The sequence below is a fragment of the Bacillus sp. ISL-34 genome (assembly GCF_018613325.1).
GTDB lineage: Bacteria > Bacillota > Bacilli > Bacillales > DSM-1321 > Peribacillus.
In genome coordinates this window covers 99,517-123,651 of the sequence record NZ_JAGGQJ010000003.1, presented here as the reverse complement: position 1 = coordinate 123,651, position 24,135 = coordinate 99,517, and the positions used below count along the sequence as shown (strand labels likewise).

26 protein-coding genes and 1 pseudogene are annotated in these 24,135 nt (G+C 40.9%); 18 read left to right on the top strand and 9 right to left on the bottom strand.

Translation table 11 applies throughout. The features are described from left to right. The first annotated feature begins 103 nt into the window (after window positions 1-103). The 3 genes from cls (at window position 104) to pepF (ending at window position 4,924) form a co-directional block, all read left to right on the top strand. Window positions 104-1,612, top strand: a complete 1,509-nt coding sequence (cls, locus tag J7E52_RS03290; RefSeq protein WP_214743685.1) for a cardiolipin synthase — start codon at window positions 104-106, stop codon at window positions 1,610-1,612. Between the two features lie 98 nt (window positions 1,613-1,710). Beyond that, on the top strand, window positions 1,711-2,919 hold the full coding sequence (locus tag J7E52_RS03285) for a competence protein CoiA (RefSeq protein WP_214743684.1): 1,209 nt from the start codon (window positions 1,711-1,713) through the stop codon (window positions 2,917-2,919). A 187-nt stretch (window positions 2,920-3,106) separates the two neighbouring features. Next, the gene (pepF, locus tag J7E52_RS03280; protein ID WP_214743683.1) at window positions 3,107-4,924 is read left to right on the top strand and encodes an oligoendopeptidase F; all 1,818 of its coding nucleotides are present in this window, start codon (window positions 3,107-3,109) and stop codon (window positions 4,922-4,924) included. 922 nt (window positions 4,925-5,846) lie between these two features. On the opposite strand, the gene J7E52_RS03275 is transcribed toward pepF, so the two are convergent. The 4 genes from J7E52_RS03275 to J7E52_RS03260 all read right to left on the bottom strand — a co-directional run bounded on the left by J7E52_RS03275 (window position 5,847) and on the right by J7E52_RS03260 (window position 8,640). Next, window positions 5,847-6,740, bottom strand: coding sequence for a ClpXP adapter SpxH family protein (locus J7E52_RS03275; protein ID WP_141993150.1), 894 nt, complete (start codon window positions 6,738-6,740; stop codon window positions 5,847-5,849). Next, window positions 6,737-7,141 carry a globin domain-containing protein gene (locus tag J7E52_RS03270; protein WP_048686552.1) on the bottom strand — a complete coding sequence of 135 codons (405 nt, stop codon included), beginning with the start codon at window positions 7,139-7,141 and terminating at the stop codon, window positions 6,737-6,739. Before J7E52_RS03270 ends, J7E52_RS03275 begins: the two co-directional genes overlap by 4 nt. Before the next feature lie 232 nt (window positions 7,142-7,373). Further along, window positions 7,374-8,039: a lytic transglycosylase domain-containing protein gene (locus J7E52_RS03265; RefSeq protein WP_309476848.1), complete on the bottom strand. Its 666-nt coding sequence runs from the start codon at window positions 8,037-8,039 to the stop codon at window positions 7,374-7,376. Between the two features lie 22 nt (window positions 8,040-8,061). Beyond that, the gene (locus J7E52_RS03260; RefSeq protein ID WP_214743682.1) at window positions 8,062-8,640 is read right to left on the bottom strand and encodes a CYTH domain-containing protein; all 579 of its coding nucleotides are present in this window, start codon (window positions 8,638-8,640) and stop codon (window positions 8,062-8,064) included. Window positions 8,641-8,959: 319 nt separating this feature from the next. On the opposite strand from J7E52_RS03260, the gene yjbM reads away from it, so the two are divergent. Genes yjbM through J7E52_RS03245 form a run of 3 tightly spaced genes read left to right on the top strand, consistent with a single transcriptional unit; the run spans window position 8,960 to window position 11,347 of the window. Then, a complete protein-coding gene (gene yjbM, locus J7E52_RS03255) occupies window positions 8,960-9,580 on the top strand; it encodes a GTP diphosphokinase (protein ID WP_250648634.1) in 621 nt (206 codons plus the stop codon). A gap of 49 nt (window positions 9,581-9,629) precedes the next feature. After that, on the top strand, window positions 9,630-10,424 hold the full coding sequence (locus J7E52_RS03250; protein WP_214743680.1) for an NAD kinase: 795 nt from the start codon (window positions 9,630-9,632) through the stop codon (window positions 10,422-10,424). Window positions 10,425-10,441: 17 nt separating this feature from the next. Next, window positions 10,442-11,347 carry an RluA family pseudouridine synthase gene (locus J7E52_RS03245; protein WP_214743679.1) on the top strand — a complete coding sequence of 302 codons (906 nt, stop codon included), beginning with the start codon at window positions 10,442-10,444 and terminating at the stop codon, window positions 11,345-11,347. 82 nt (window positions 11,348-11,429) lie between these two features. On the opposite strand, the gene prpE is transcribed toward J7E52_RS03245, so the two are convergent. Next, window positions 11,430-12,173 carry a bis(5'-nucleosyl)-tetraphosphatase PrpE gene (gene prpE, locus J7E52_RS03240; protein WP_214743678.1) on the bottom strand — a complete coding sequence of 248 codons (744 nt, stop codon included), beginning with the start codon at window positions 12,171-12,173 and terminating at the stop codon, window positions 11,430-11,432. Between the two features lie 122 nt (window positions 12,174-12,295). Between prpE and mgtE the strand changes: the two genes are divergently transcribed. The 11 genes and pseudogenes from mgtE to spoVIF all read left to right on the top strand — a co-directional run bounded on the left by mgtE (window position 12,296) and on the right by spoVIF (window position 19,436). Next, on the top strand, window positions 12,296-13,666 hold the full coding sequence (mgtE, locus tag J7E52_RS03235) for a magnesium transporter (RefSeq protein WP_214743758.1): 1,371 nt from the start codon (window positions 12,296-12,298) through the stop codon (window positions 13,664-13,666). Between the two features lie 125 nt (window positions 13,667-13,791). Continuing rightward, entirely contained in the window at window positions 13,792-14,565 is a 774-nt protein-coding gene (fabI, locus tag J7E52_RS03230; protein ID WP_214743677.1) for an enoyl-ACP reductase FabI, read from the top strand. A 294-nt stretch (window positions 14,566-14,859) separates the two neighbouring features. Next, entirely contained in the window at window positions 14,860-15,174 is a 315-nt protein-coding gene (locus J7E52_RS03225; protein WP_214743676.1) for a hypothetical protein, read from the top strand. A gap of 11 nt (window positions 15,175-15,185) precedes the next feature. Further along, entirely contained in the window at window positions 15,186-15,758 is a 573-nt protein-coding gene (locus J7E52_RS03220; RefSeq protein ID WP_214743675.1) for a hypothetical protein, read from the top strand. Between the two features lie 14 nt (window positions 15,759-15,772). Continuing rightward, window positions 15,773-16,138, top strand: a complete 366-nt coding sequence (locus J7E52_RS03215) for a DUF1360 domain-containing protein (protein ID WP_214743674.1) — start codon at window positions 15,773-15,775, stop codon at window positions 16,136-16,138. Between the two features lie 290 nt (window positions 16,139-16,428). After that, window positions 16,429-16,926 (top strand): YhcN/YlaJ family sporulation lipoprotein, encoded by a 498-nt coding sequence (locus tag J7E52_RS03210; protein WP_214743673.1) that lies wholly within the window; start codon window positions 16,429-16,431, stop codon window positions 16,924-16,926. A 17-nt stretch (window positions 16,927-16,943) separates the two neighbouring features. Beyond that, window positions 16,944-17,414: a stage V sporulation protein AC gene (spoVAC, locus tag J7E52_RS03205; RefSeq protein WP_214743672.1), complete on the top strand. Its 471-nt coding sequence runs from the start codon at window positions 16,944-16,946 to the stop codon at window positions 17,412-17,414. A 3-nt stretch (window positions 17,415-17,417) separates the two neighbouring features. Then, on the top strand, window positions 17,418-18,443 hold the full coding sequence (gene spoVAD / locus J7E52_RS03200) for a stage V sporulation protein AD (RefSeq protein ID WP_214743671.1): 1,026 nt from the start codon (window positions 17,418-17,420) through the stop codon (window positions 18,441-18,443). A 16-nt stretch (window positions 18,444-18,459) separates the two neighbouring features. Then, window positions 18,460-18,816, top strand: a complete 357-nt coding sequence (gene spoVAE / locus J7E52_RS03195; protein WP_214743670.1) for a stage V sporulation protein AE — start codon at window positions 18,460-18,462, stop codon at window positions 18,814-18,816. A 147-nt stretch (window positions 18,817-18,963) separates the two neighbouring features. Next, a pseudogene (locus J7E52_RS03190) lies at window positions 18,964-19,068 on the top strand (YjcZ family sporulation protein); the annotation flags it as partial. A 113-nt stretch (window positions 19,069-19,181) separates the two neighbouring features. After that, on the top strand, window positions 19,182-19,436 hold the full coding sequence (gene spoVIF, locus J7E52_RS03185; RefSeq protein WP_034314458.1) for a sporulation-specific transcription regulator SpoVIF: 255 nt from the start codon (window positions 19,182-19,184) through the stop codon (window positions 19,434-19,436). A gap of 360 nt (window positions 19,437-19,796) precedes the next feature. Here spoVIF and J7E52_RS03180 read toward each other — a convergent pair whose 3' ends face one another. Continuing rightward, window positions 19,797-22,070, bottom strand: a complete 2,274-nt coding sequence (locus J7E52_RS03180; RefSeq protein WP_214743669.1) for an ATP-dependent helicase — start codon at window positions 22,068-22,070, stop codon at window positions 19,797-19,799. Between the two features lie 148 nt (window positions 22,071-22,218). Here J7E52_RS03180 and J7E52_RS03175 point away from each other — a divergent pair, with 148 nt between their 5' ends. Beyond that, entirely contained in the window at window positions 22,219-22,506 is a 288-nt protein-coding gene (locus tag J7E52_RS03175) for a hypothetical protein (protein ID WP_214743668.1), read from the top strand. Between the two features lie 55 nt (window positions 22,507-22,561). On the opposite strand, the gene J7E52_RS03170 is transcribed toward J7E52_RS03175, so the two are convergent. The 3 genes from J7E52_RS03170 to J7E52_RS03160 form a co-directional block, all read right to left on the bottom strand. Continuing rightward, a complete protein-coding gene (locus J7E52_RS03170; protein WP_214743667.1) occupies window positions 22,562-23,050 on the bottom strand; it encodes a spore coat protein in 489 nt (162 codons plus the stop codon). Between the two features lie 233 nt (window positions 23,051-23,283). Beyond that, window positions 23,284-23,547, bottom strand: coding sequence for a hypothetical protein (locus J7E52_RS03165; RefSeq protein ID WP_214743666.1), 264 nt, complete (start codon window positions 23,545-23,547; stop codon window positions 23,284-23,286). Window positions 23,548-23,706: 159 nt separating this feature from the next. Then, the gene (locus J7E52_RS03160) at window positions 23,707-24,135 is read right to left on the bottom strand and encodes a GNAT family N-acetyltransferase (RefSeq protein ID WP_214743665.1); all 429 of its coding nucleotides are present in this window, start codon (window positions 24,133-24,135) and stop codon (window positions 23,707-23,709) included.

The following is a 24,135-nucleotide window of genomic DNA, read 5'->3' as shown; positions in this document are numbered from 1 at the left end:
CCGATTTCAGTAGAAATCGGCCTTTTCGTCCAAGAATAGATGTTTTACCTTAGCAGGGAGGATTTTTAAATGTGCCTGTGTTTGTTAATTGGAGGTAGTCTAGGTGAAGAATATAGTTGGCATCAGTCTGCTTATTCTCTTGTTGGTCAGCACTTGGTATTTTCTGATAAATGGCGTCGATGGCAGGCTGATTTTTTATTCTAGCCTTATATTGACCCTTTTCTTGATGATAATTGGATTCAACATTTTCCTGGAAAACAGAGATCCCATCCAGACCATAACATGGCTTGTTATTTTTGGCGCTTTCCCATTCATCGGTTTCATTTTTTACTTTTTGTTTGGCCGTAATTTTCGGAAAGAAAGGTTATTTCGCAAGAAGTATTTTTTGGGTAAACAGAGTTTCGTGAAAATTAGCGGCGAGGCGAAATATAATGAACGAATTAAGGATATGGGCGAGAACCCTCAGCAGTTAATCACTCTTGCAAATAGGCTGGGGAATAGCCCTATTTCTTTTACGACTGAAACCCGGGTTTTAAGGAATGGTGAGGAGACATTTTCCAATATCATCGAACAATTAAAAAAAGCTACACATCATATTCATTTAGAATATTATATTGTTAGGGATGACCGCATTGGCCGTATGCTAAAGGACATCTTGATACAAAAAGTAAAAGAAGGGGTAGAGGTCCGATTTCTCTATGATGCGGTTGGTTCTTGGAAGTTAGCTCGCTCTTATGTCGATGAACTGAGGAATGCGGGAGCCGAAATGGTCGCCTTTGGTCCGGTGCATCTCCCTTTATTAAATAATAAATTCAACTTTCGCAACCATCGTAAAATAATTGTGATTGATGGCTCTGTCGGTTTCATCGGCGGTCTCAATATTGGGGATGAATATTTGGGACGAGATCAGAAATTCGGTTTTTGGCGGGATACGCATCTTATCATAAAGGGGGAAGCGGTCAGGACTTTACAGCTCATATTTCTGCAGGATTGGTATTATAGCACCAATAATAGTTTTTTAAGTGATGAATATCTCATGGCAGGCCGGCCGAACCATCATGGACATGGCGGAGTTCAATTGATTGGCGGCGGGCCGGATAGTGAGTGGACGATCATTAAAAGCATTTTTTTTAAAATGATCGCTTCGGCAGAAAAGTCCGTCTGGATTGCCTCCCCGTATTTCGTTCCTGATGACGATATCTTTCAAGCATTGAAGGTAGCTGCTTTAAGTGGTTTGGATGTCAGGCTGCTCGTCCCGAAGAACCCCGATAAACGTATCGTATTTCATGCTTCGAGAACTTATTTTCCCGAATTGCTTGCTTCCGGAGTTCGTATATTCCAATATAATGAAGGCTTCATGCATAGTAAAATCATCATCGTTGATGACCAACTGGCGTCGATTGGGACAACCAATATGGATATGAGAAGCTTTCACCTGAATTTCGAAGTCAATGCTTTTCTCTACCGGACGGAAAGTACTCAGCAGCTGGTGAATGATTTTTTGGAAGATATAAAGGTATCCCAGGAAGTGGAGATTGATGCGTTTTCCAAACGGAATTTCGGTTTGAAAGTATTGGAGTCCACTTGCCGATTGCTTTCACCCCTTCTTTAGATAGTAACTTCCCTTTATGCCGATCAGGCATTTTTTTTTTGCGGATTAAAAGGAATCCTAAGCGAAGCAGGCGAATGTAGTTGATGAGGAGGAGATGTATGCTAACTGCGATAAAGAAAGATGGAACTTGGATTACCCTTCCTGAAAAGATACCGGCAAACGTGATTGATGAATGGAGAAAGTCAGCAGAGTATTACTGTCCATGCTGCAAGATGGAAATGACCATCAAAGCGGGAAACGTCAGGATCCCTCATTTCGCCCATAAAAATAGTTCTTCATGCCGTGCTTCTTCAGAACCGGAATCCGCCTATCATTTAATGGGAAAAAGAAAATTGTTTCAGTGGTTTTTATCACATGGTTACCAAGTGGATCTAGAGGCCTACCTTCCTGAAATTAAGAAAAGGGCTGATATTTTAGCTAGGATAGGAGGTAATCGCTATGCAATAGAATTTCAATGCTCAGTTATCCCCGAGGTTGAATTCATGGAAAGGACAAGAGCCTATCAAAGCATAGGCATCAAGCCAATCTGGATCCTCGCTGCAAAACGCTTAAAAAGGAAAAGCTTGTATGAATTCAGTTTATCCCGCTTCCAATGGCTATTCGTCACCGGCAGCTTCCATCATCCGTTTCTTTGGATGTATTGCCCGGAAACTGATCATTTATCAGTATTGAAGAACCTCACTCCTTTTGCCCCTAGAACCGTCTTTGCCGAATTGACGACAGCTTCTATAAAAATCCTTCCCCCTAGTCGAGCATTGCCCCAAAACTGCTTTCATTTCCCTTTTCTGCCTGTGTGGAGATATAAACGAAATGCCTGGTCCCTGCATCGAGTGAAAACAGCACGCAGAAGCGATCCTTTTTTCGAAGAGCTTTATTTACATCATATTACACCTGCGACACTTCCCATTGGAGTGGGTGTTCCCGTCAGAGGGATGCTGTTGATCGAAACTGCCTCGATCGAATGGCAGGCATGGTTATACATGGACGTGTTTCAAGAGAAAAGAACAGGGGAAAAGATTTCTATGGCTGATATTATCCACATTTTTAGAAAACGTTCAAAAAAAGGGGATATAAAGTTCAGACCGTTGCCGCTGCTTCATGAAAAACCCATCGATTATCCTGTAGGTCAATATATCATGCTTTTGGAGCAATTGGGTTATCTATCAAAGCTGGAAGAAGGGGTTTTTAAAATTAAAAGGGAATTTACCCTTCCCTTCACCAGTGAACAAGCTCAAATTTTGGAAAAAAACTTCTATAATAAGCATAAATTGATGATGGAAAAGGGGAATATCCAGTATAATCAGTGATAACATCTCTATTTATCTTGAATTCAGATGAAATGGCAGGATTATTTTTATTAATGGAGAAATAGTAATAAGAGCTGGGAATTAAAAACTTTAAAAAGAATGAACGCCGAATGAAGCATTGCGGCGTCAATCCGGTTTAACGAGTTAGCCCAATGGCAAGTTTCTATAGAATGAGGAGGAATTTTTTATGGCACAGGAAACAAAAGCGAATACATTACCCTCAAGAAGTGAAATAGCTCCTGAAGATACTTGGAGACTGGAAGATATCTTCGCAACCGAGGAAGATTGGGAAGCTGCCTTCAAAGCGGTAAAGGAAGACCTCAAGAAAGCGGAGGCACATAAAGGGACGTTGGGCGAAAGCGCAGAAAAATTATTTGCGGCGCTTCAACTTCAAGATGAAGTATTCGAGAAGCTAGGGAAAGTTTATTCTTATTCACATATGCGCAATGATCAAGATACAACCAATCCTTTTTATCAAGGGATGGAGGATCGGGCAAAAGCTTTATATGCCCAGGCAGCGGCTGCGTTTTCATATATGGTTCCTGAACTATTGAGTATTGAGGAAAGCAAAGTGGAAGGGTTTTTGGAAGAAAAAGAAGAATTGAAATTATACAAGCATTCTTTAGAGGAAATTAATCTTCAGAGACCCCATATCTTATCTGCAGAGCAGGAAGAATTATTGGCGCAAGCATCAGAAGTACTCGATGCATCAGGCAATACTTTCGGTATGCTTAACAATGCCGATTTGAAATTCCCGACCATAAAGGATGAAGAGGGAAATGAAGTGGAAATAACTCACGGAAGGTATATCAGTTTTCTTGAGAGTGAAGATCGCCGTGTACGTGAGGAGGCATTTAAAGGGGTATACAGCAAGTATGGGGAGTTCCGTAATACATTTGCTTCAACCCTGTCAGGCGAGGTGAAAAACCACAACTTCAATGCCACGGTTCGAAAATATGATTCAGCACGCCAAGCGGTGTTAAGCAATAACAACATTCCGGAGACTGTGTACGATAATCTCGTTAAAACGGTCAATGACAACTTGCCATTACTTCACCGGTATCTTGATTTACGTAAAGAAGTACTGCAATTAGATGAACTTCATATGTATGATCTATTCACTCCTCTTGTTAAAGAAGTGAAGATGGAAGTGACATATGAGGAGGCCAAGGATTATGTCCTTAAAGGACTTGCTCCGCTTGGGGAGGACTATTTGAACGTTTTGAAAGAGGGATTTGAAAACCGTTGGGTCGATGTGCATGAAAACAAAGGGAAACGAAGCGGTGCCTATTCTTCTGGTACATACGGGACGAATCCTTATATTTTAATGAACTGGCAAAATAACGTCAATAACTTATTCACGCTCGTTCATGAGTTTGGACATTCGGTCCATAGCTACTATACACGTAAATATCAGCCATATCCATACGGGAATTATTCAATATTTGTAGCGGAAGTTGCGTCGACTTGTAATGAAAACCTGTTGAATGATTATTTACTGAATTCAATCGAAGATGAAAAGAAACGCATCTATTTATTGAATCATTACCTGGAAGGTTTCCGCGGCACATTGTTCCGACAAACGATGTTTGCAGAGTTTGAGCATACGATACATTTAAAGGCTCAAAATGGGGAAGCGTTGACAGCGGATATGCTTACTAAGGAATACTATGAGCTGAACAAGAAATACTTTGGCGAGAACGTGACCATTGATGAAGAAATCGGTTTGGAATGGGCGCGTATTCCACACTTCTACTATAATTATTATGTTTATCAATATGCAACTGGAATCAGTGCAGCAACAGCATTGAGCAAGCAAATCCTTGAAGAAGGAGAGCCTGCTGTCGAAAGGTATCTGGAGTTCTTGAAGTCAGGAAGCTCCGATTATCCGATTGAAGTACTCAAAAAGGCCGGTGTCGATATGACAAAAGCCGAGCCTGTACAAGAAGCCATGAATGTATTCGAAGAAAAATTAAATGAGTTGGAAGAGCTTTTGAATAAATAGGATGTGAAAAGGACCCAAGCGCTTCGGGTCCTTTTCATCATATATGGATGTCCGTCATAATCCTTTAAAACGATTTCTCTGATTTAAGCTATGAAGAATTATGAAGAAAACAAAAAATAAAATAGGGGAGGTAAAATACAGAGGAATGAGGTTCATGATACCGAGTAGCTGGACAAATAGCGACCCCATCAAGAGTATGAGTAAAATAAAGCCTTTCAATTTGGTCACCTCCAACCTGGCAGCAGTAAAAGCTCATCTGCTCTTTATTAGATAGTATGTTTTAGAATAAGCAGTATTCTAAGAATATGACAATAATGTGAAGTTGCGCACAAAGTTCTTGCAATTAAGGTGTATAATCTGATATAGTACAGATATAGAAGTTATCACATCCCAAACATATACCCCTTTGTTTGTTCGTCGTGAAATTTCTCCCATCCCCTTATTCGTATAAATAGATGAAAACCCCAGCAATTTTAGCGAGTTGCCGGGGTTTTTCATTTGATGAAAAGTAAAAGGAATTTAATGATGCCGACCTTAAAAAGGCTTAGGCAATAAAAAGAAATAATTGGTTTATTAATGTGATATACTTCACAATTAGATTTAATCCCAGATATAAAGCGGATATCCAAAACACTTATAGCTTTAAATAAAAAGGGCTCGTATTTAGCTATATATTAGATAGGGATAATAAAAAAATGAAAAATATATATTGTGAACAATTTGTGAAAAGTTACACATATAGTTGAAACATAAATGGGTTATCTGTTATATTATTTATTGTGAAGTGAATCACAAACAAACTTATACCCCTTTGTTTGATCGTGAAAAATTTCTCCCATCCCCTTATTTCTTATAAAAAAGCCATGCAATCTTTTGATTGCATGGCTTTTCCTTTTTTAATATAACTAAGAAGCAGTCAAATTCATGACTGCTTCTTTGTATATCTCCAAAACGTTCCGTATTTAGCAGGTATTTTCTCTGCCAACTGTTTTAAAACAAGCTTTTTCATTTCCAACTCGACGTTATTCTTATTCATATTATAAACGGTTTCAATTTCCTTTGTGGCCACTAGTTTGAAACAGCTTAAAAACTCTTCGAGAGAGGGGGGTTTTGCAGGTGCAGGAAGACCATTCAACATATCTTCTAAAATTTGAACATATACCTCGTAAGAATAGACACCTGAAACTTTTATTCCCTCTTCTTCAATATTTTGATTGAAAAAGACAAGGGAAGGTATTTCAGTCACTTCCATTTCGCTTGTGATTTTCATGTCACATTGAAAGCCTTTGGCTGCACTGGAAGAATTGATGTCATAAAGGAATTCCTCCACATCCAATCCAACCATTTTGGCACATTCGGTCAAGACTTCGATATTGGATATATCCTTTTTTCCTATGAATACATATTCTTGAAGCTGCCTTAAAAAGCGAATGGCTAATTTACGGCCCTGCAATTCTGCTGCTTTTATTGCAATGGAAGCGGTATATGGAGAAGAGATTGGGTTTTCAGACCAAAGGCTCCCGTCGCAGGACATTCCCGAGCGGCTGGCTGTCTTTTCCCAAACTTGAGCAATGTTTTCATAATTTTTATTTTTCCCCATATTAAGAGAATCGATTTTACCGCTTAAAACATGGCGTAAACTGAACAATTGGCCATATTCTATCTGTAATTTCCTAATAATTGGTTCTAAGCCCCAGCATTCGGGACAAAGCGGATCAACAAAAACATAAATTTCAATTGGCTTTTTTCCTATATCATAGCAATGCTGCGTCTTGATCCAATCGGAAATATTGAAAACTGGCTTTTGTGCGCTCAACTGCCTTCTCCTTTCCCGTCAGTTCCGGATGTATTGATCATATGCTGTGCCGTCAAATAGAGGCGGTGATAGAAAAACTCCCTAATCTCACCCTCAAGGCCAACTTCGTCCATAGCTTGATACATGCATGAGAGCCATGCTTTCGCACGTTCTGGCGTAATTTCAAAAGGTATATGTCGAGCCCGCAACATAGGATGGCCATGCTCTTCGGTATATAAAGAGGGACCGCCTAAATATTGAGTCATAAATTGTTTTTGCTTACGGACCGTTTCAGTTAAATCGTCAGGGAATATTGGCTGCAGATCCGGGTGTTGGCTAACGTTGGAGTAAAACACATCAATTAACTTGTGTAATTGCCCTTCTCCAATTAATTCATATGGTGTAGGGTTCCCTTGCATCATGTTGATTACTCCTTTTAAAGAAAGATGATTGATATTTATTCATATTTTATCAATGACGTACTGATATAACAAATATATAGCTTAAAGAAAATTTTACATCTGTAGTATGACACAGGGGAATGATCGGAAATGACAGCTTTTGGGGAGCTTCAACATTTGTTCCCGGTTCGTGGAAAAAGAATATATGAACATGAAAAAACTGACCCTTCCAAATAAACAGGGTCAGCTTGCTTTAACTTGTAAAAGTGCCAAAAACTTTTTGAACATAATTCTGAGTTTCTTTAAAGGGCGGGATGCCGTTATATTTATCTACGTTTCCAGGCCCTGCATTATAAGCAGCAAGGGCAATCTGGATGTCCCCGTCATAACGTGCCATCATTTGACTTAAATATTTACTCCCGCCCATGATGTTTTGTTCTGGATCGGTTGCATCATCCACCCCAAGGCTTTTTGCAGTTGCTGGCATTAATTGCATAAGGCCAGTTGCTCCCGCATAACTGGTGGCTTCGGGATTAAAGTTCGATTCTTGTTTAATGACGGACTTAATCAGTTTTTCCGGGAGATTATATAAGCTGGCCGCCTGGCTGATGATATGATCATAGTTTGTTGCGGTTGCACTGCTCACATTGTTAGCATGGTCAGTGGATATCGGGTTGATGTTCATGGATGTCAGGCCGCCGGGTCGAAGGAAGGACTTCGTTTCCGCTTCCACATTGGATAATAAGGAACCCAATGTTTGCGAAGTGCCTTCAAGAGCATCACCCGAAACCAGTTCCGAGAGCATGTCCTGGAAAATGGATCGAGATGAATTTGTATTTGTGTTGTTGCCATTTGTGAATTGCTGGATTGCCTGCAATTCCATGAACGTTTTGAAATCTTGGATTTTCAAACTCCCCACCTCCGAATGGGTTCAAACAGGATTATTTTTGGAATTTGGCGCGATAAAACCTCTTCACTTTATTTTCGGTTTCCCTTACCGGAATTTGAAGGGTTTCAAGGAGGGTCAGGAAATTTTTTTTCCCGGCTTTTGCATCCGTCACTTCATATTCAAGCTCAAAGTCTTCCTGATTCAAATACGAACTATGATCTAAAACAAGTAAACCCTCTTTGTAAGGAAATTCAAAACGGTCCGTCTTTAGTGTCCCAAAGCAGGTAAAGTCCTTTGGGTCAATTCCGCATTCGAGAATAAGATGCTGGATCACGCCATCAGGGAATGTGTTATGATTCAGAAACGCATTTGCGGTATCTTCAGAGATATCTTGATTCGTTTCCAATAATCCTTCTGTAGCGGGCTGTTTTAAAGTCAGCTCGTAACGCCCGTTTTTCTCGCGGATCCTAAGCGCAGAGTCTTGATTTTTCAAAGTGAATCCGAGTGTATCGAAGTAATGATTTTTCTGTGTTTTAAAGTTCGATGCCCCGACATGAAAGTGTTCGATCAGTTGACGAAATTCTTTTTCGCTTAAGAGGTTTTTAAATTCAATTTCTATATGCTGGTTCATGTGTTCCATCCTTTCTGGCTGATTCTTAGGTTAATCATATAAGAACCATTCCAGCTGTCAATTTGAATTCAATAAATTTTTGCTATTGTACTTGAATATTTAGGAATCAATTGCAGGATATGATAAAATATAAACGTTGAGCATGAGAAATGGATTATTGTATATATAGAAATTTAATACATACTTTTTGCTAGAGAAAGATTTAATAGGATCCAGTGGTGAATTGGCATAAAGTCATGTTACTGCTGGATTTAGGAGAGCGTTCTGCCCATACCAGAGTTGAACAGGCGCTTTTTAGATAGATATAGGTGGTGTGGCAATGGAGAGTTGGGACGATTTCTTGGCGCCTTATACTCAGGCTGTCGAAGAATTAAAGGTTAAGCTAAAGGGATTAAGGAAACAGTTTGAGAGAGAGAATATTCACTCACCGATCGAATTTGTAACAGGCAGGGTAAAGCCGATTGTCAGCATTTTGGATAAGGCGAGCCTGAAGGATATTTCCATTGATAAATTGGGAACTGAAATTCAGGATATTGCAGGGCTTCGCATGATGTGCCAGTTTGTGGATGATATCGAACAGGTAGTTGAACTATTACGAGGTCGCAATGACTTCGAGATAGTCGAGGAGAGAAATTATATTTCCCATAAAAAAGCAAGCGGCTACCGTTCTTATCATGTTGTAATCCGCTATCCGGTCCAGACGATCCATGGCGAAAAAAATATTCTTGCCGAAATTCAAATCAGGACTCTTGCGATGAACTTTTGGGCGACGATTGAACATTCTTTAAATTATAAATATAAAGGCATTTTCCCGGAAGATATTCAATTGCGACTCAAACGTGCAGCTGAAGCTGCCTTCCTGCTTGATGCAGAGATGTCGCAAATCCGTACTGAAATCCAGGAGGCACAGCGTCTTTTTTCCAGGAAGAAAGATTCTTGAACGCATAAATGGGTAAACGTAAAGAAATCTAAATTGAAGGTGGGATTACATGAAATTTGCGATTACGTCAAAAGGAGATGCGAAATCGAATACTTTAATGCAAAGGATGCGAACGTATCTTCAGGACTTTCATTTGGAATATGACGAAGATCAGCCGGATATTGTCATTTCTGTCGGTGGTGACGGCACTTTATTATATGCTTTTCACCGTTATAAGAATCGGTTGGATAAAACCGCCTTTGTTGGTGTACATACAGGTCATCTTGGTTTTTATGCAGATTGGACCCCTGATGAAATTGAAAAATTGGTGATTGCTTTAGCAAAAACCCCATTTCAAATAGTGGAATATCCACTGCTCGAAACGATCGTCCGTTATCAGCACGGAGGACGGGAAGCCAGATTTTTGGCTTTGAATGAATCGACAGTCAAAAGTGTTGAAGGAACGCTCGTCATGGACATTGAAATACGCGGCCAGCATTTCGAGACGTTCCGTGGAGATGGTTTATGCATTGCGACGCCATCTGGAAGCACGGCGTATAATAAGGCGCTTGGCGGGGCCATCGTCCATCCATCAATCGACGCCATCCAGATTACCGAATTGGCATCCATTAATAACCGGGTATTTAGGACGGTAGGATCGCCACTTCTGCTGCCGGCACATCATACTTGTATGTTCAGGCCGGTCAATGCGGTCAATTTTCAAATTACGGTCGACCATTTGTCACTGCTTCAGGAAAATGTAAAGTCGATACAGTGCAGAGTGGCAGATGAAAAGATCCGATTTGCCAGATTCCGCCCTTTTCCTTTCTGGAAAAGAGTGCATGATTCATTTATTGCTAATTAAGGAGATAGACTCACCTCATGTCAAATCAAAACTTTTCTTTGACCTGGTCGGTTTTTGAAGAGGATTCTGGCTCTTTATTGCGAGAGTTTCTCAACAAATGCGATATTTCAAAACGAGCATTAACGGATATTAAGTTTAAAGGTGGATATATCCAGTTGAACGGCGAGGAAGTAACCGTAAGGGAACGGATAGAAACAGGCGACATCGTCACCGTCATATTTCCGCCGGAGCAGGCAAGCGAAGGCCTATTGCCGGAACCCATCCCCCTGAATATCAGGTATGAAGATGAGTTTGTATTGGTGGTGGCCAAGCCCCCTTCCATGAATACCATTCCTTCCCGCGAGCATCCGAACGGCAGTCTGGCGAATGGCTTGGCGGGCTATTATAGGAAGACGGGAATACAGGCAACGATCCATATAGTTACACGTCTTGATCGGGACACATCTGGTCTGGTTTTGATTGCCAAGCACCGGCATATCCATCACCTCTTAAGTGAACAGCAAAAATCAGGACAGGTTAAACGGAGATACCAGGCCATAGCTGAAGGAATCGTTGAAGGTCCTGTAGGAGAGATTGTGGCGCCAATCGGGCGAAAATCGACCAGCATCATTGAACGGGAAGTCAGGGAGGATGGCCGGTATGCCTGTACCCTATTTAAGGTATTGGCACACACAGAGTCCCATACATACCTTAATTTGGAACTCCAAACTGGGCGTACACATCAAATCAGGGTCCATATGGCGCATATAGGTCACCCGCTCGCTGGTGATGATTTATATGGAGGGAATAGGAAAGGTATCCCTCGCCAAGCCCTTCATTGTTTTGAACTGAAATTTTTACATCCTTTCACCAAGAAGAAGATGTTGTTTCAAGAAGAGTTACCAGAAGATATGACCCGTTTGCTCGAAGGGTTGACTTTATAACCGGGCCGCACTAAAGCGAATTCAAGCTTATGAAAAAATCCATAGACGCAAAAAAACTCACCAAGATGGCGAGTTTTTTTGGTTAATCAAAAGATGTCCTGAATTTTTCCGCAATATATGGCATAGCTGAAGGCACCTCTTGAAGCTCCATTTCGGGATATCGGACAGCGGTCAGTTTTCCACCGAAGACGCAGCCTGTATCAATATTGTATGTATGATTGACTCGTCTAGCTTCAGGAACTGGTGTATGTCCATATACGATCCATGTTTCCCCTTTGTATGTTTGGGCCCAGTCCTTCCTGACCGGAGACCCATCGGGATGTTTGGAGCCATTGATATCACCATAGAGAACAAAGGTTTTTACTTTACTGCTATATTGTCCAATATAGTCACTGCGAATTCCTGCATGGGCAATGATCAATCTCCCTTCATCAATCAGTTGATAAAGTGGGGAACGTTCATACAGATCCATGAATTTTTTTCGGATCTTCTTTTGCTCCCGGGTGTTCAGTGATTCATATTCAGCTACAGTAGTCTCTAAACCGTGCGATATTTGAACTTTATTGCCTGAAAAATAACGATACAATTTATTGCAGTGGTTACCTGGGGCATACCTTGCTATATTTTGGTTAATGACTAATTCATGGACAACCTCGATCACTTGAAGGGAATTTGGGCCGCGATCGGTTAAATCCCCTACAAAGCCAAGAATCCTTCCAGAGGGATGTACAGGAAACCCAGTCTCCCATGTATAGCCCATTTTTTCGGTCAGCTGCCTTAATTCAGCGAAACATCCATGAATGTCCCCTATGATATCGATGTTCATTTGACACATCCTTTGTTTGTTTTGTCTATGTTTATGGTATTAGTATAGTATTATTTAAAAAAATAAAATATAAACGAGGAAATGAAAAAATATGTTTTAGGAGGTGTATGGTTATGGAGGAGATGAAGGACCGGGAGCGGGAGAGCAGTCAAATGAATAACGAGCTTTTGCTTGAAGCACTTAAAACGGAAAATCTGGATCAGTTTCGTACGGAGTTCCTTGAAATGCATCCATATGATCAGGCTCAATTTTATACAAGCTTGTCAGATGAATTCAGATCCGTCATTTACACATATTTGTCACCGGAAGAAATGGCGGACCTTTTTGAAAATATAGAAATAGATGAAGAGGATTACGAAAGCCTGCTGGCTGAAATGAATCCTGCTTACGCAGCCGATATGCTTTCCAACATGTATGCGGATGATGCGGCTGACGTCCTGAATGAAATCAATGATGAGCAGGCCGTCAGCTATTTGACGATCATGGATGATGAAGCGGCAAGTGAAATCCAGGAGCTTCTGAACTATGAGGAATCTACGGCAGGAAGTATCATGACGACAGAGTTCATTGCCATTGAAGCAAACGAAACGGCTCGATCGGCCATGCAGATCTTAAAAAGGGAAGCTCCGGAAGCCGAAACGATATATTATGTGTTCGTTACCGATCAGGATAAGAAGCTGCTTGGTGTTTTATCGCTCAGGACATTGATCATAGCTGATGAAGATACATTAATCGGCGATTTAATGGATGACAGGGTAGTTTCCGTACCTGTATCTGAAGACCAGGAAGAGGTGGCACGAAAAATAAGGGACTATAACTTCCTTGCCGTGCCTGTCGTCGATTTCCAAAACCATTTGTTAGGGATTATTACGGTAGATGATATCATTGATGTCATGGATGAAGAGGCATCTGATGATTATTCCAAATTGGCGGGTGTATCAAATTTGGACAATGTTGATAAGAGTCCCTTTTCTGCTGCCAGGAAACGGTTGCCATGGTTGATCATCCTTTTGTTTTTAGGTTTATTGACCGCTAGCCTGATTGGCCGTTTTGAGGAGACGCTTAGCCAAAAAGCGATTCTTGCTGTATTTATTCCTTTGATAGGCGGAATGGCTGGCAATACAGGAACTCAAGCATTGGCTGTTGCTGTACGGGGAATCGCAACAGGGGACTTGGAGCAGGATAGCAAGTGGAAGCTAGTTTTGCGTGAGGCTGGGACAGGACTCATCACCGGCCTGACATGTGGAATAGCCATCAGTTTAATCGTATATATTTGGCAAGGGGATTTAATGCTCGGTTTATTGGTCGGCATATCTATTTTCATTACATTGATAGTCGCCACGCTTGCGGGGTCACTTGTACCGCTCCTCATGCATAAAATGAAAATCGACCCGGCGGTAGCTTCCGGACCATTCATCACGACCATCAATGACATTATCAGTATCCTGATTTACTTCGGATTAGCTACATTATTCATGGGTTATTTACTATAAGCTCATGAAGATAGGGTCATTCCCAGGGGGCTTCAGAAAACGGTGTTTTTATCAGAGGAAATTTGATATACTGTCATTAGTAGCAGGTACTAATAACTTGTATTAAAAATAGGAGGTCATATACGTTGACTTTTTCATTAGAAGGAAAAACGTTTGTCTTAATGGGTGTAGCGAATAAAAGAAGTATTGCATGGGGAGTTGCCCGTTCATTACATAAAGCAGGTGCAAAGCTGATTTTCACTTACGGAAAAGACCGTACGGAAAAAAGCGTTAGGGAACTATCTTCTACATTGGAAGGGGAGCCTTCCATCATTTTACAATGTGATGTAACGAAGGATGAAAGCATTGAAAAATGTTTTGCAACGATTAAGGAAGAAACAGGTATCATTCATGGCGTGGTGCACAGTGTCGCATTCGCTAACAAGGAAGAGCTTGACGGTGAGTTCGTCAACACGAGCCGTGAAGGGTTCTTGCTCGCCCATAATATCAGTTCATTTTCTTTAACGGCGGTAGCTAAAGCGGCGAAGGAAATCATGCCGGAAGGTGGCAGCATTGTCACAATGACGTATCTTGGCGGTGAACGGGTCATGCCGAATTATAATGTAATGGGAGTGGCCAAGGCCTCACTTGAAGCCAATGTCCGTTACCTGTCAAGTGATCTTGGCAAAGATAACATTCGAGTCAATGCAATTTCAGCCGGACCAATCCGTACCTTATCCGCTAAAGGTGTCCGTGACTTCAATACCATTTTAAAGAAGATTGAGGAAGAAGCACCGCTTCGTCGTACAACGACTCCCGAAGAAGTAGGGGATACGGCAGTATTTTTATTAAGTGACATGTCCCGCGGGATTACCGGGGAAAATATCCATGTGGATTCTGGTTACCATATAATTGGATAATAGTAAAGGAGGGGGCCGATATTGGTCCCCTTTTTTTGATTGTCCACTCTGCTGCTTTAATGCTGCATCCTCAATTGGAATCCTTTCACCTTTTTTCTTCAAAAGTTTTAGTTTCTCCGCTAATACCCAACATCCTTAAGCTTGGTTAGTGTCCTTTTTTGGGGGAGTGGCACATCTCCAGCATAAAGAAGGGTGAATCTCATATAAATGATACATAGAGCTGATTTTCATTGTTTGCGAGAATTGGCATAAACCTGCTTTCAACCCTATTCGTGAAAAAGAAGGAGGGGCATCATGGACGTGAAGAAAGTTGGTCTGCCTTGTGCTGATGGAAAACAAACCATACACAATACGCTGAAGAGACATATTAATTTGCATGAAAAAAATATCAGCACTTCATATACCGCCGAGGAATTGGTGGAGCTATTGTCCCGACTTCCAGCCTTTGCACCTAAGCCTGTTTGTAAGTTCATCATCAATGACCGTACACTATTCGGGAAATTGGAACAAAAAAAGGAATCCAGTTTGTTCATAAGGCATAAATTCGGGAAAAAAGTTGTCCGATACCAGATGGAACAGCTGCAGTCCGTGGATATTCTGAAATATTAAGGAGGGTTTTCATGTCAGAGAAAAATGGCGATAAGGAATCCAAGCCACTTTTATATGTCGATCAAGCAAAAATATCAGATCTGCGTGGAAATATGCAAAGTGATTTTCGAACGAAAAAAGCTAAACCTCAAGACAGCGTTGAGCCGGAACTTCAGGAAGAAGCCGAGAATAAAGAAGAAAAAATCGAAAAAGTCAAACGCGAATTTGGTGTTTATGATGCCATGAAGGAAATTGAAAAGGAGATTACGGGATTAAGGAAAATCACCGAACAATATGTTCCTAAGCAAGCTCCGGTTGAAGAAATGGAGCATCCTGAACAAATAGAACAGAAAAAAGAAAAGCCGGTTAAGAAAAAAAGGAAAAAGGTGGAGAAGAAAGAATCTTCCCGGGACATCATTTCCCGCCTATCCAATCATCAAGGTTTTCCAAAGCCATTATGTGAGGCTGTTATTAACGGAGAAACGCTTCAGTTTCATGTGTTGGGAATGAAGGGGGAATCAGTGAAGATTAAAAGAGGGAACCATATCCGTTTCGTGGGTCTGCCGGATATTATCGATGCCAAAGTAATTGAAGAATCCAAGTGAAGGAGCAATATTAAATGTTTCCCCCACAAAATGAATTTACCTTATTTATCATATTAGGCTTGGCTTCCTTCAGGCTGACACGGTTGATCGTTTTTGATAAAATCATGGAGCCGTTGCGCCGCCCGTTTTTTAAAGAGATAGAGGAAAAAAATGAAGAAGGAGAAGTGGAAATTTTTTTGATGCCCAAGGAAAAGGGCCTGCTTGGCTGGTTTGGACAATTGCTAAGCTGTTTTTGGTGCGTGGGTGTCTGGGTCAGCCTTTTTCTCGTTTTTCTTTATATCCAACAATGGTTTATAGGCGACGTACTGATATTAATCCTTGCCGTAGCAGCAGTAGGAGCGATTATTGAAGTCATAATCAGCAAAATTATGGACCTTTGATTGGAAACAACTTGTCTCTTCGTTCATATAGTATGGTATAGATGTTAAAGGAGGAGTCATAAATTGAATCAGAAACAGAATCCATGGGCTTATGCCAAACCGATTAAAAAAGATCAACCGGTCAAAATCAAGAAAGACTGTGGCTGTAATAATAACAATAAAAATAAAGGCTATTGAGTAAAAAAACCTTTCCATTTCGGAAAGGTTTTTTTATTTCCTAATCCTACCATTCATAAAAAAACAGTTAAACAAGAAAATAACAATAGAACGATAAATTAGGATGTGATTCTATGTTCAGACAAGGAAGGTATTTAAAGGTCAGCTTTCTGGTTTTTATAGTTGTTTTGTGTGTGCTTACTGCATGCAGCAATAAGAATGATGGAAAAACGGAGAATTTAGCAATGATTAAACGTACGAATCCTGAACCGATGGATATCATTAATGGGATGGATGAGAAGGATGAAAAGGGACTGATCTCAAAGGTCAAGGAAACAGTTGCTAATGAAGACACCATCTATGACGTGATCGTCGTGAAAAACGAAAAAAAGATTATCGTCGCTTATAAAGTCAAGCACTTACAACGTTTTCATATGAAGAAAATTGAAAAGACTGTGACTGAAAATCTGGAAGAGAAGTTTCCCAAAAATGATTTTATCGTATCTAGCGATTATAAAATCTTTTTGGAATCGGTAAGATTGAACGAGTTACTGAAGGAAAAGGATGTACCCGAGAAAAAGGCAAGGAAGAAGTTCAAGGAAATTGAAGAACTTCAAAAAGAATTAATTTAGAAGAGAGGTTCAGCACTATGAGCGGCAAGGAGAAAACGACCCCACAGCAGGATGCGTATAAAGAGCTCCAGGGGAAGCATGAAATAAAAAGACCAATTGTGAAGAATTGTTTGAAAGCCTTTTTAGTAGGTGGCATTTTCTGCATAGTGGGACAAGCCATTTCCTACTTTTATATTTACTTTTTCAACTTTACGGAACAGACTGCCGGAGGTCCGACCACTGCTACCATGGTGTTCCTGGCTCTTTTGATGACCGGTTTCGGATTTTACGACCGCATTGGCCAGTTTGCTGGGGCAGGAAGTGCCGTCCCTGTCACAGGGTTCGGTAACGCAGTCATATCGGCAGCAATCGAACATCGGACGGAAGGTTTTGTACTTGGTGTTGGATCCAATATGTTTAAATTGGCCGGATCGGTCATTTTATTTGGAGTATTTTCAGCCTTTGTCGTGGCGTTGATAAAAACGATTTATCAAATGATTGGGGGCTAAGCGGTGTTAAAGGGAAAACAAACATGGATGTTCACCAATAAACCGGTCATCCTGGAAACAGGGGTAACAGGCGGTCCATTTGAAGCAAATGGACAAATCGCGGGTGATTTCGATATCTTATACGACGATTTGTGGATGGAGCAGGATTCATATGAGAAGGCTCATCGACATTTGATGGAAAAAGCGGTTGAGCTTGCATTGGAAAAAGGTAAGATCGGCAAGGAACAGGTACAATTTTTTTTGGCGGGTGATTTAATCAATCAGGTTACACCTACAAGCTTTGCAGCAAGAACCAGTGGAATTCCATATTTCGGATTGTTTGGAGCCTGTTCCACGTCAATGGAAGGACTTGCCCTAGCAGCCTTCATCACTAATTATGGCGGGGCTAACTATGTGTTGACAGGCGCCTCGAGCCACAATGCAGCTGTTGAAAAACAATTTCGCTATCCAACTGAATATGGCGGGCAAAAACCACCTACAGCTCAATGGACGATAACAGGAGCGGGGGTGGCGCTGGTTGCTCCTAATGGAAGCGAGCAAGGGGAATTTCCCCATATTGTCTCGGCCACTATCGGAAAGGTCATTGACATGGGATTGAAAGATCCTTTCAATATGGGGGGAGCGATGGCACCGGCGGCCGTCGATACGATACTTGCTCATTTCAAAGATACTGGTTTGACCCCGGATGATTATGATTTCATCATTACTGGTGATTTAGGTCAAATAGGGAGGGAGACAGCTCTTGACTTATTAAAGCAAAAGGGCTGTGAAATCAATCAGGAAAAATTCAAGGATTGCGGCTTGATGATTTTCAAAAAGGACCAGCCTGTTTTGGCTGGCGGCAGCGGTGCGGGATGTTCGGCAGTGGTTTTATACGGTCATATACTAAATGAAATGATTTCCGGTAAATATAAAAAAATCCTGCTTGTCGCAACAGGAGCATTATTGTCACCACTTTCCGTCCAGCAAAAAGATACGATTCCGTGCATTGCCCATGCGGTAGCCATTGAATATGGGATGAATTCATGAAAAAGGAGAGATTTCGATGTTAGCAATGTTTTTTTGGGCCTTTGTCATCGGTGGCTTGATCTGTGTAGTCGGCCAGCTTCTTTTCGATATTGCTAAGCTGACACCGGCACATACGCTAAGCTTATTCGTTGTAATAGGAGCTGTTCTGGGCGGATTTGATTTATATGAGCCGCTTGTTGACTTCGCCGGTGCCGGAGCAACCATACCGATCGTTTCGTTCGGGAACTCGCTGGTGAACGGGGCGATGATGGAATCGGAAAAACATGGTCTCGTTGGCGTACTGACAGGTATGTTTGAAATTACGAGTTCCGGTATCTCCGCAGCAATCATCTTCGGATTCATCGGAGCTTTGGTTTTCAGACCAAAAGGATAAAACAAGCGGAAATAGGCAGCCTGGACTAGGACATGGCCTATACATATTTGTCCAGACCTACATATGTTATCAGTAAGCTTTAGCGAGAGCGAGGTGATATGTATGTTTGGTTTCGGTGGCTACGGTTGTTGTGGCGGCAGCGGTTATGGATACGGCGGCGGTTATGGCGGAGGATACGGTGGCGGATCTACTTTCGCGATCATCGTTGTATTGTTTATCCTATTGATCATTGTAGGGGCTTCTTTCTGCTAAGGTAAATGGAATAGGCAGAAGAAGCCTATTCCATTTATTTTTTTTTGTATTGGCCTAGCACCATTTTTCTGATAATGCCATAGGATAGGTACAGAAAAGGGAGGGGCTTAGTTATGGATAATAACTTTTTTAAAAACATAGAAGGTAAAACCGGCGTAAATATGAAAGATGTATTAGAATTGGCAAACTCGCTCCAAGGAGCCAATTTCAAAGATGAAACGACTGTTAGAAACGTCATTAAGCGTGTTTCAAAAATCGCGAATAAACCGGTCAATAAGGAAACGGAAGATAAAATCGTTCATTCCATCGTAGCTGAAGGGAATAAACTGGATTTCGGAACTATTTCTAATATGATAAATAAAAAGTGACAAAAAGGCCTGCTATCATGCAGGCCTTCAGACTGCAGACAGACTCGAAGAAAAGCGGGTTTGCCTGCAGTTTTTTTATGTTAAAAACGTTCCAGCTTGATTTCAGAGATCCGCTCCCTTTTTGCCGACTGGCTGCGAAGCCTCATCAAAGCTCGTCTCGTCTAGCCAGCTATTCGGCAGGAGTGACGCAAATCTCTTCAATCCAATAAGGTTTCATCCCATTTAAAACAATAAAAAAATTATGGAGTATAACCAAATTTGTTTTGAAAATATGGTGACTTCGGTAAAAGGGCTGAGACCTTTCCGAACCGCATTTTGTTTTATCCACTCGATTTCCATAGAAGGATTCTTAATTTTTTATCAAAGCTTCAAGAAACGTGATGGATGGGCGGTCCGTCCGCTCCTGGTTTGCAGGATGGAAAGGTAAAGATCCTTTTTGGCCCTGGTTGCCGCTACATAGAGCAATCGTCTTTCCTCTTCAAGAGGGGATAGTTCCCCTTTTCGGTAAGATTCAAGTGCAAAATCATGAGGGATGCTGCCATCAACAGCAGCAAGGACATAAACGGTTTGATATTCAAGCCCTTTGGAACGGTGTATGGTCGTAAGCTGTATGGCATCCTTAAAATGTTTCGATAGCTGTTTAATCTCTTGGACCATCGCAGTCATATGATCGACATGTTCAAGGAAAGCGGCGACGGTCGGAAAACGATTTGCCGCCACCTTTAAGTCACGGATGTCATCGGACCCTTTTTCCAGGTTCGCATCATTTCCGCGTTTTTTTACATATTCCTGGTATCCTAAATCTTTCTCGATGATTTCTAAAGCTACGAGTGGCGACATGATTTTTAAAGAGCGGATCTGTCCTGGAATCGTTTTTAATTTTCGTTCTTGAAAAGCATGTCCTGTCTTAACAAAAGCAAATGCATCGATGAAATCACAATCCTGCAATATTGTCATTGCTTTTAATTCCTGTAATATACTTTGCTTTAAGAATAAGGAGGAAAGGACATCGGATGCTGCCTTGCTGTCATGCGGGAACAAACTCAAACGCATGAAGGCAAGCATGCCGCGAATGACCTTGCGCTGATAAAACGAATCCGCATCCTTTTCAATGACGAATGGCAGGTTGGAAGCGGCTAGCCGTTCAAAAATGGCCCTGGACATCGTGTGTGTCCTGTACAATACGGCAAAATCCCCAGGGTTTGCGCCCTTGGATATTTTCTCTTGGATATCGGATACGATCATCGTTGCTTCCAATTCCTCATCATAAGGATAAAATAAAACAGGGGGATTTCCTGAATCATGCTGTGCCCTCATCTTTTTCTCCATCCGGTTCTGGTTGCGCTTGATCAAACGGTTCGCTGTAGCGACAATTTCATGGGAAGAGCGGTAATTCTCCGTCAGCTTCACAACTTGGGAACGAGGGAAATCATGATTGAAATTCAAAATATACTTTGGATCGCTTCCCCGGAATGAATAGATGGATTGATCATCATCTCCAACTGCACATACATTTTTTGATTCAGCAGAGAGGAGTTTTATCAATTCATATTGAACTTTATTGATATCCTGAAACTCATCTACCAAAAAATAATTAAACCTTTGCTGATATTTCTTTAAAAATTCCGGGTGATTTTTTAAAAATACATAACAGCCTACAAGCATATCATCAAAATCATACTTTCCTGTTTGCTGTTTATATTCTTCATATTTCTTATATAAAAATAAACACGATTTCTCCCAATCGTCCTTAGGGTGGATATCTTCTGGGAAGGCCAATGAGTTTTTCCAAAGCCCGATTTGTTGAAGGGCTTGATCATATGCAAATTCCTTATCATCAAGTTCCAGTTCCCTGCCAGCCTGTTTCAATACCTTTTCCTTTTCCCACCCCCACTTCAATAGGAAATCACGCTGCCATTTGGCTGGTTCATGGAAAATCAGGATTTTATAAAAGATGCTATGAAAGGTTCCGCTAACGATTTGAGAAACAAGGGAAGGAGTCATATAGGGATAACCGAGCAGACGCTGCTGCATTTCCTTTGCGGATTTCGCCGTAAATGTTACAAGCATGATACTTTTTGGATCAATCTTTTTCACTGTAAGCATGTAGGCAGTACGTACCGTCAATACGCGGGTTTTCCCGCTGCCTGCTCCTGAAAGGACGAGAATTGGTCCATCGATCGTCGTTACTGCCTTGAGTTGCTCTGCATCGAGAACAACCCCTGATGAGGATAACTCTTGAAAGTATGGTTCCTCTGTTTGTGCCAGGCCGGATGGTTCCTCTGAATATTTCGGATTGCCGGTTATGGGCCGGCTTTTAAGGAAAGGTTCTGTAATGGTTTTTGTTTCCGTAATGGTTCGTGATGTAGGAATCCTAAATCCATTCTGTTCCATATATTCTATTGGTTTGTCCTCATTTATTGGTTCTGAAATTGGCATTTCACAGGGTACCTGCGATGGGTCACTATGATAAAAGTAAGGTGTTTCATGGATTCCAATAAATAATTTCACTGGTTTATGACAAATGATACAAGAAAGCTGATCACGTTTTCCTTTTTCAAAAAGTGTCTGCAGCTCACCAGCTGAAACGGTATGTAAATGTACGATTTCATTGCCAGATTTTGCTTGATTCATATAAATGGATACCTCTAATCTATTAAAAATATCGGCAATACTCATCATACCAGAAGATTAGGAAAAAAGAATGCGGAAATCGTGTTTAGATATTGTTTCGGCCGGGTAATTAAATGACAACACAACTATGTAATAAGGAGGGATAACTATGGGTTACATTGCACCTGTCACACCATTTGATTATATTCAATATGCCAACCGGACGATCGAAGCTGCAGAGAAAGTAAGAATTGTTAAAGGGACGACACCCATTCAACCTGTCCGTTTTGATCAGGTGCTGGAAAGGGAAAGCTTTGAAGGATTACATCAAATTAAAGATAATCGGGAAAGTACATATGGGGCAGGCACATATAAATATCAAATGGGCATGAGGGGCAGTGAAGATTTAACGGCTGAAATGACAGGGAAAGGAAGTTTTTTCAACGCAGTTGTCTAGTTTCGCCATCAAAAACAAAAGAGGACACGCGAAGTGTCCTTTTTGTGTTGACTCCTTAGAGAATGTCAATTTCTACGATTAGAGCTAACAATAGTTGAAGTAATAATTGGATGTTTAGAGCGATTTGTGCATCAGTTGTTGTAATGTCGATATCACGGCTGTTTTCAACAATTGTTTTTTGGCGCGTGATTTGTTTAACATTAGAAGATTGGATTAATTCTTGAGTGATCTTCTCAGCATTATCAGAATCTGCGATGGAAATGCTTACGATGACCGCAATTGCAGCTTGTAGAGCAGCTTGAAGAGAAAGGGCCGCTTTAACATCCGTTGAAGTGACATTTACATTACAAGAATCTTTAATGTAAATAAGTTCTTCAGAAAGCTGAACTTGATTATTATCCTGTATTGCCTCTTGGTTAATGCGTGTGTCATCGTCGTTACAGAATCCTGACAGGGGATGTCTGGAAGCGGAATCTAGAGCCGACCATGATCTTTCAGAGTCTTCATGTGTGTTACAGTTGCTACGATATACATTTTGGTTCATGTTGTTTTTTCCTCCTTAGGTTTTATTCCCTATTAAAATATGCTTTGATGGGTAATCGGGTTGGACGAATAAATCAGTTAATTCGTCTATTTTTTAATACTTAGAGAAAGTATTAGTGTATCGGGATGAATAATAAAGAAGCTGGAGCTTTAGGAATGAAATGTAAGTGCTGCTATGTCTCGTTTTACTTATTTCTCGCCAGCAAGTAAGGTTTGATTAGGTGATATGGTGTGTCATTTATCTTTGGAATCCGTGAATTTGTTGTGAATGGAATTTGTAACTGGATTAACATCATGTTCCGTGATGTTCTTTTCTTGGTTTATGATTTTTAGTGATTGCTCTTGTAAATAGCGAATGGTTTCTTTAAGGTTGTTTTTCTCTCTTTCGGTTAGATCGACCTTTTCCTTTTTGAAACCATGTTTTCTCATAGTCCTCGAAACCAGCAGTTCCATCAGTCTTTTTTGAGACTCCTCCAGGTTAAAATCATTGTTACCCATAAAATTTTCCCTCCTTCTTGCTTTCTATATATAGACTATGTATTTTTGCGGAGATTGCCATTGAACGGATATGGTTTTTTTTATAAAACGATAATTTAAATTCATGAACGAACAAAAAAAGCTGTCCAATCAGAGAACTGAAAGGACAGCTTTTTTATATTATAAAATGGTTTTCTTCATCGTTTTATGAGGAATGCCGGCATCCATGAATTCGTCGGAAACGATCTCATACCCTAATTTCGAATAAAAAGGGATGGCATGGACCTGGGAATCAAGCTTCAATTGAGGTACTCCCTGCTGGATGGCGTATTCCTCAATAGCATTCATGATCATGGCACCGGCACCATTCTTACGGCCCGATGATAGCACACAAATGCGCTGGACTTTACCGATGTTGTCGATGACCCTGAAACGGCCGGCACCGATTGGCTGATGCTGCTCATCATATAAAACGAAATGTGTGGACTCTTCTTCATATTCATCAATCTCTTCTTCAAGAGGGACGTTTTGTTCTTGGACGAACACTTTTTTTCTAATCATATAAGCATTTTCAAGCTCTTGGCTGTTCTCTGCGATTTTTACAAACAC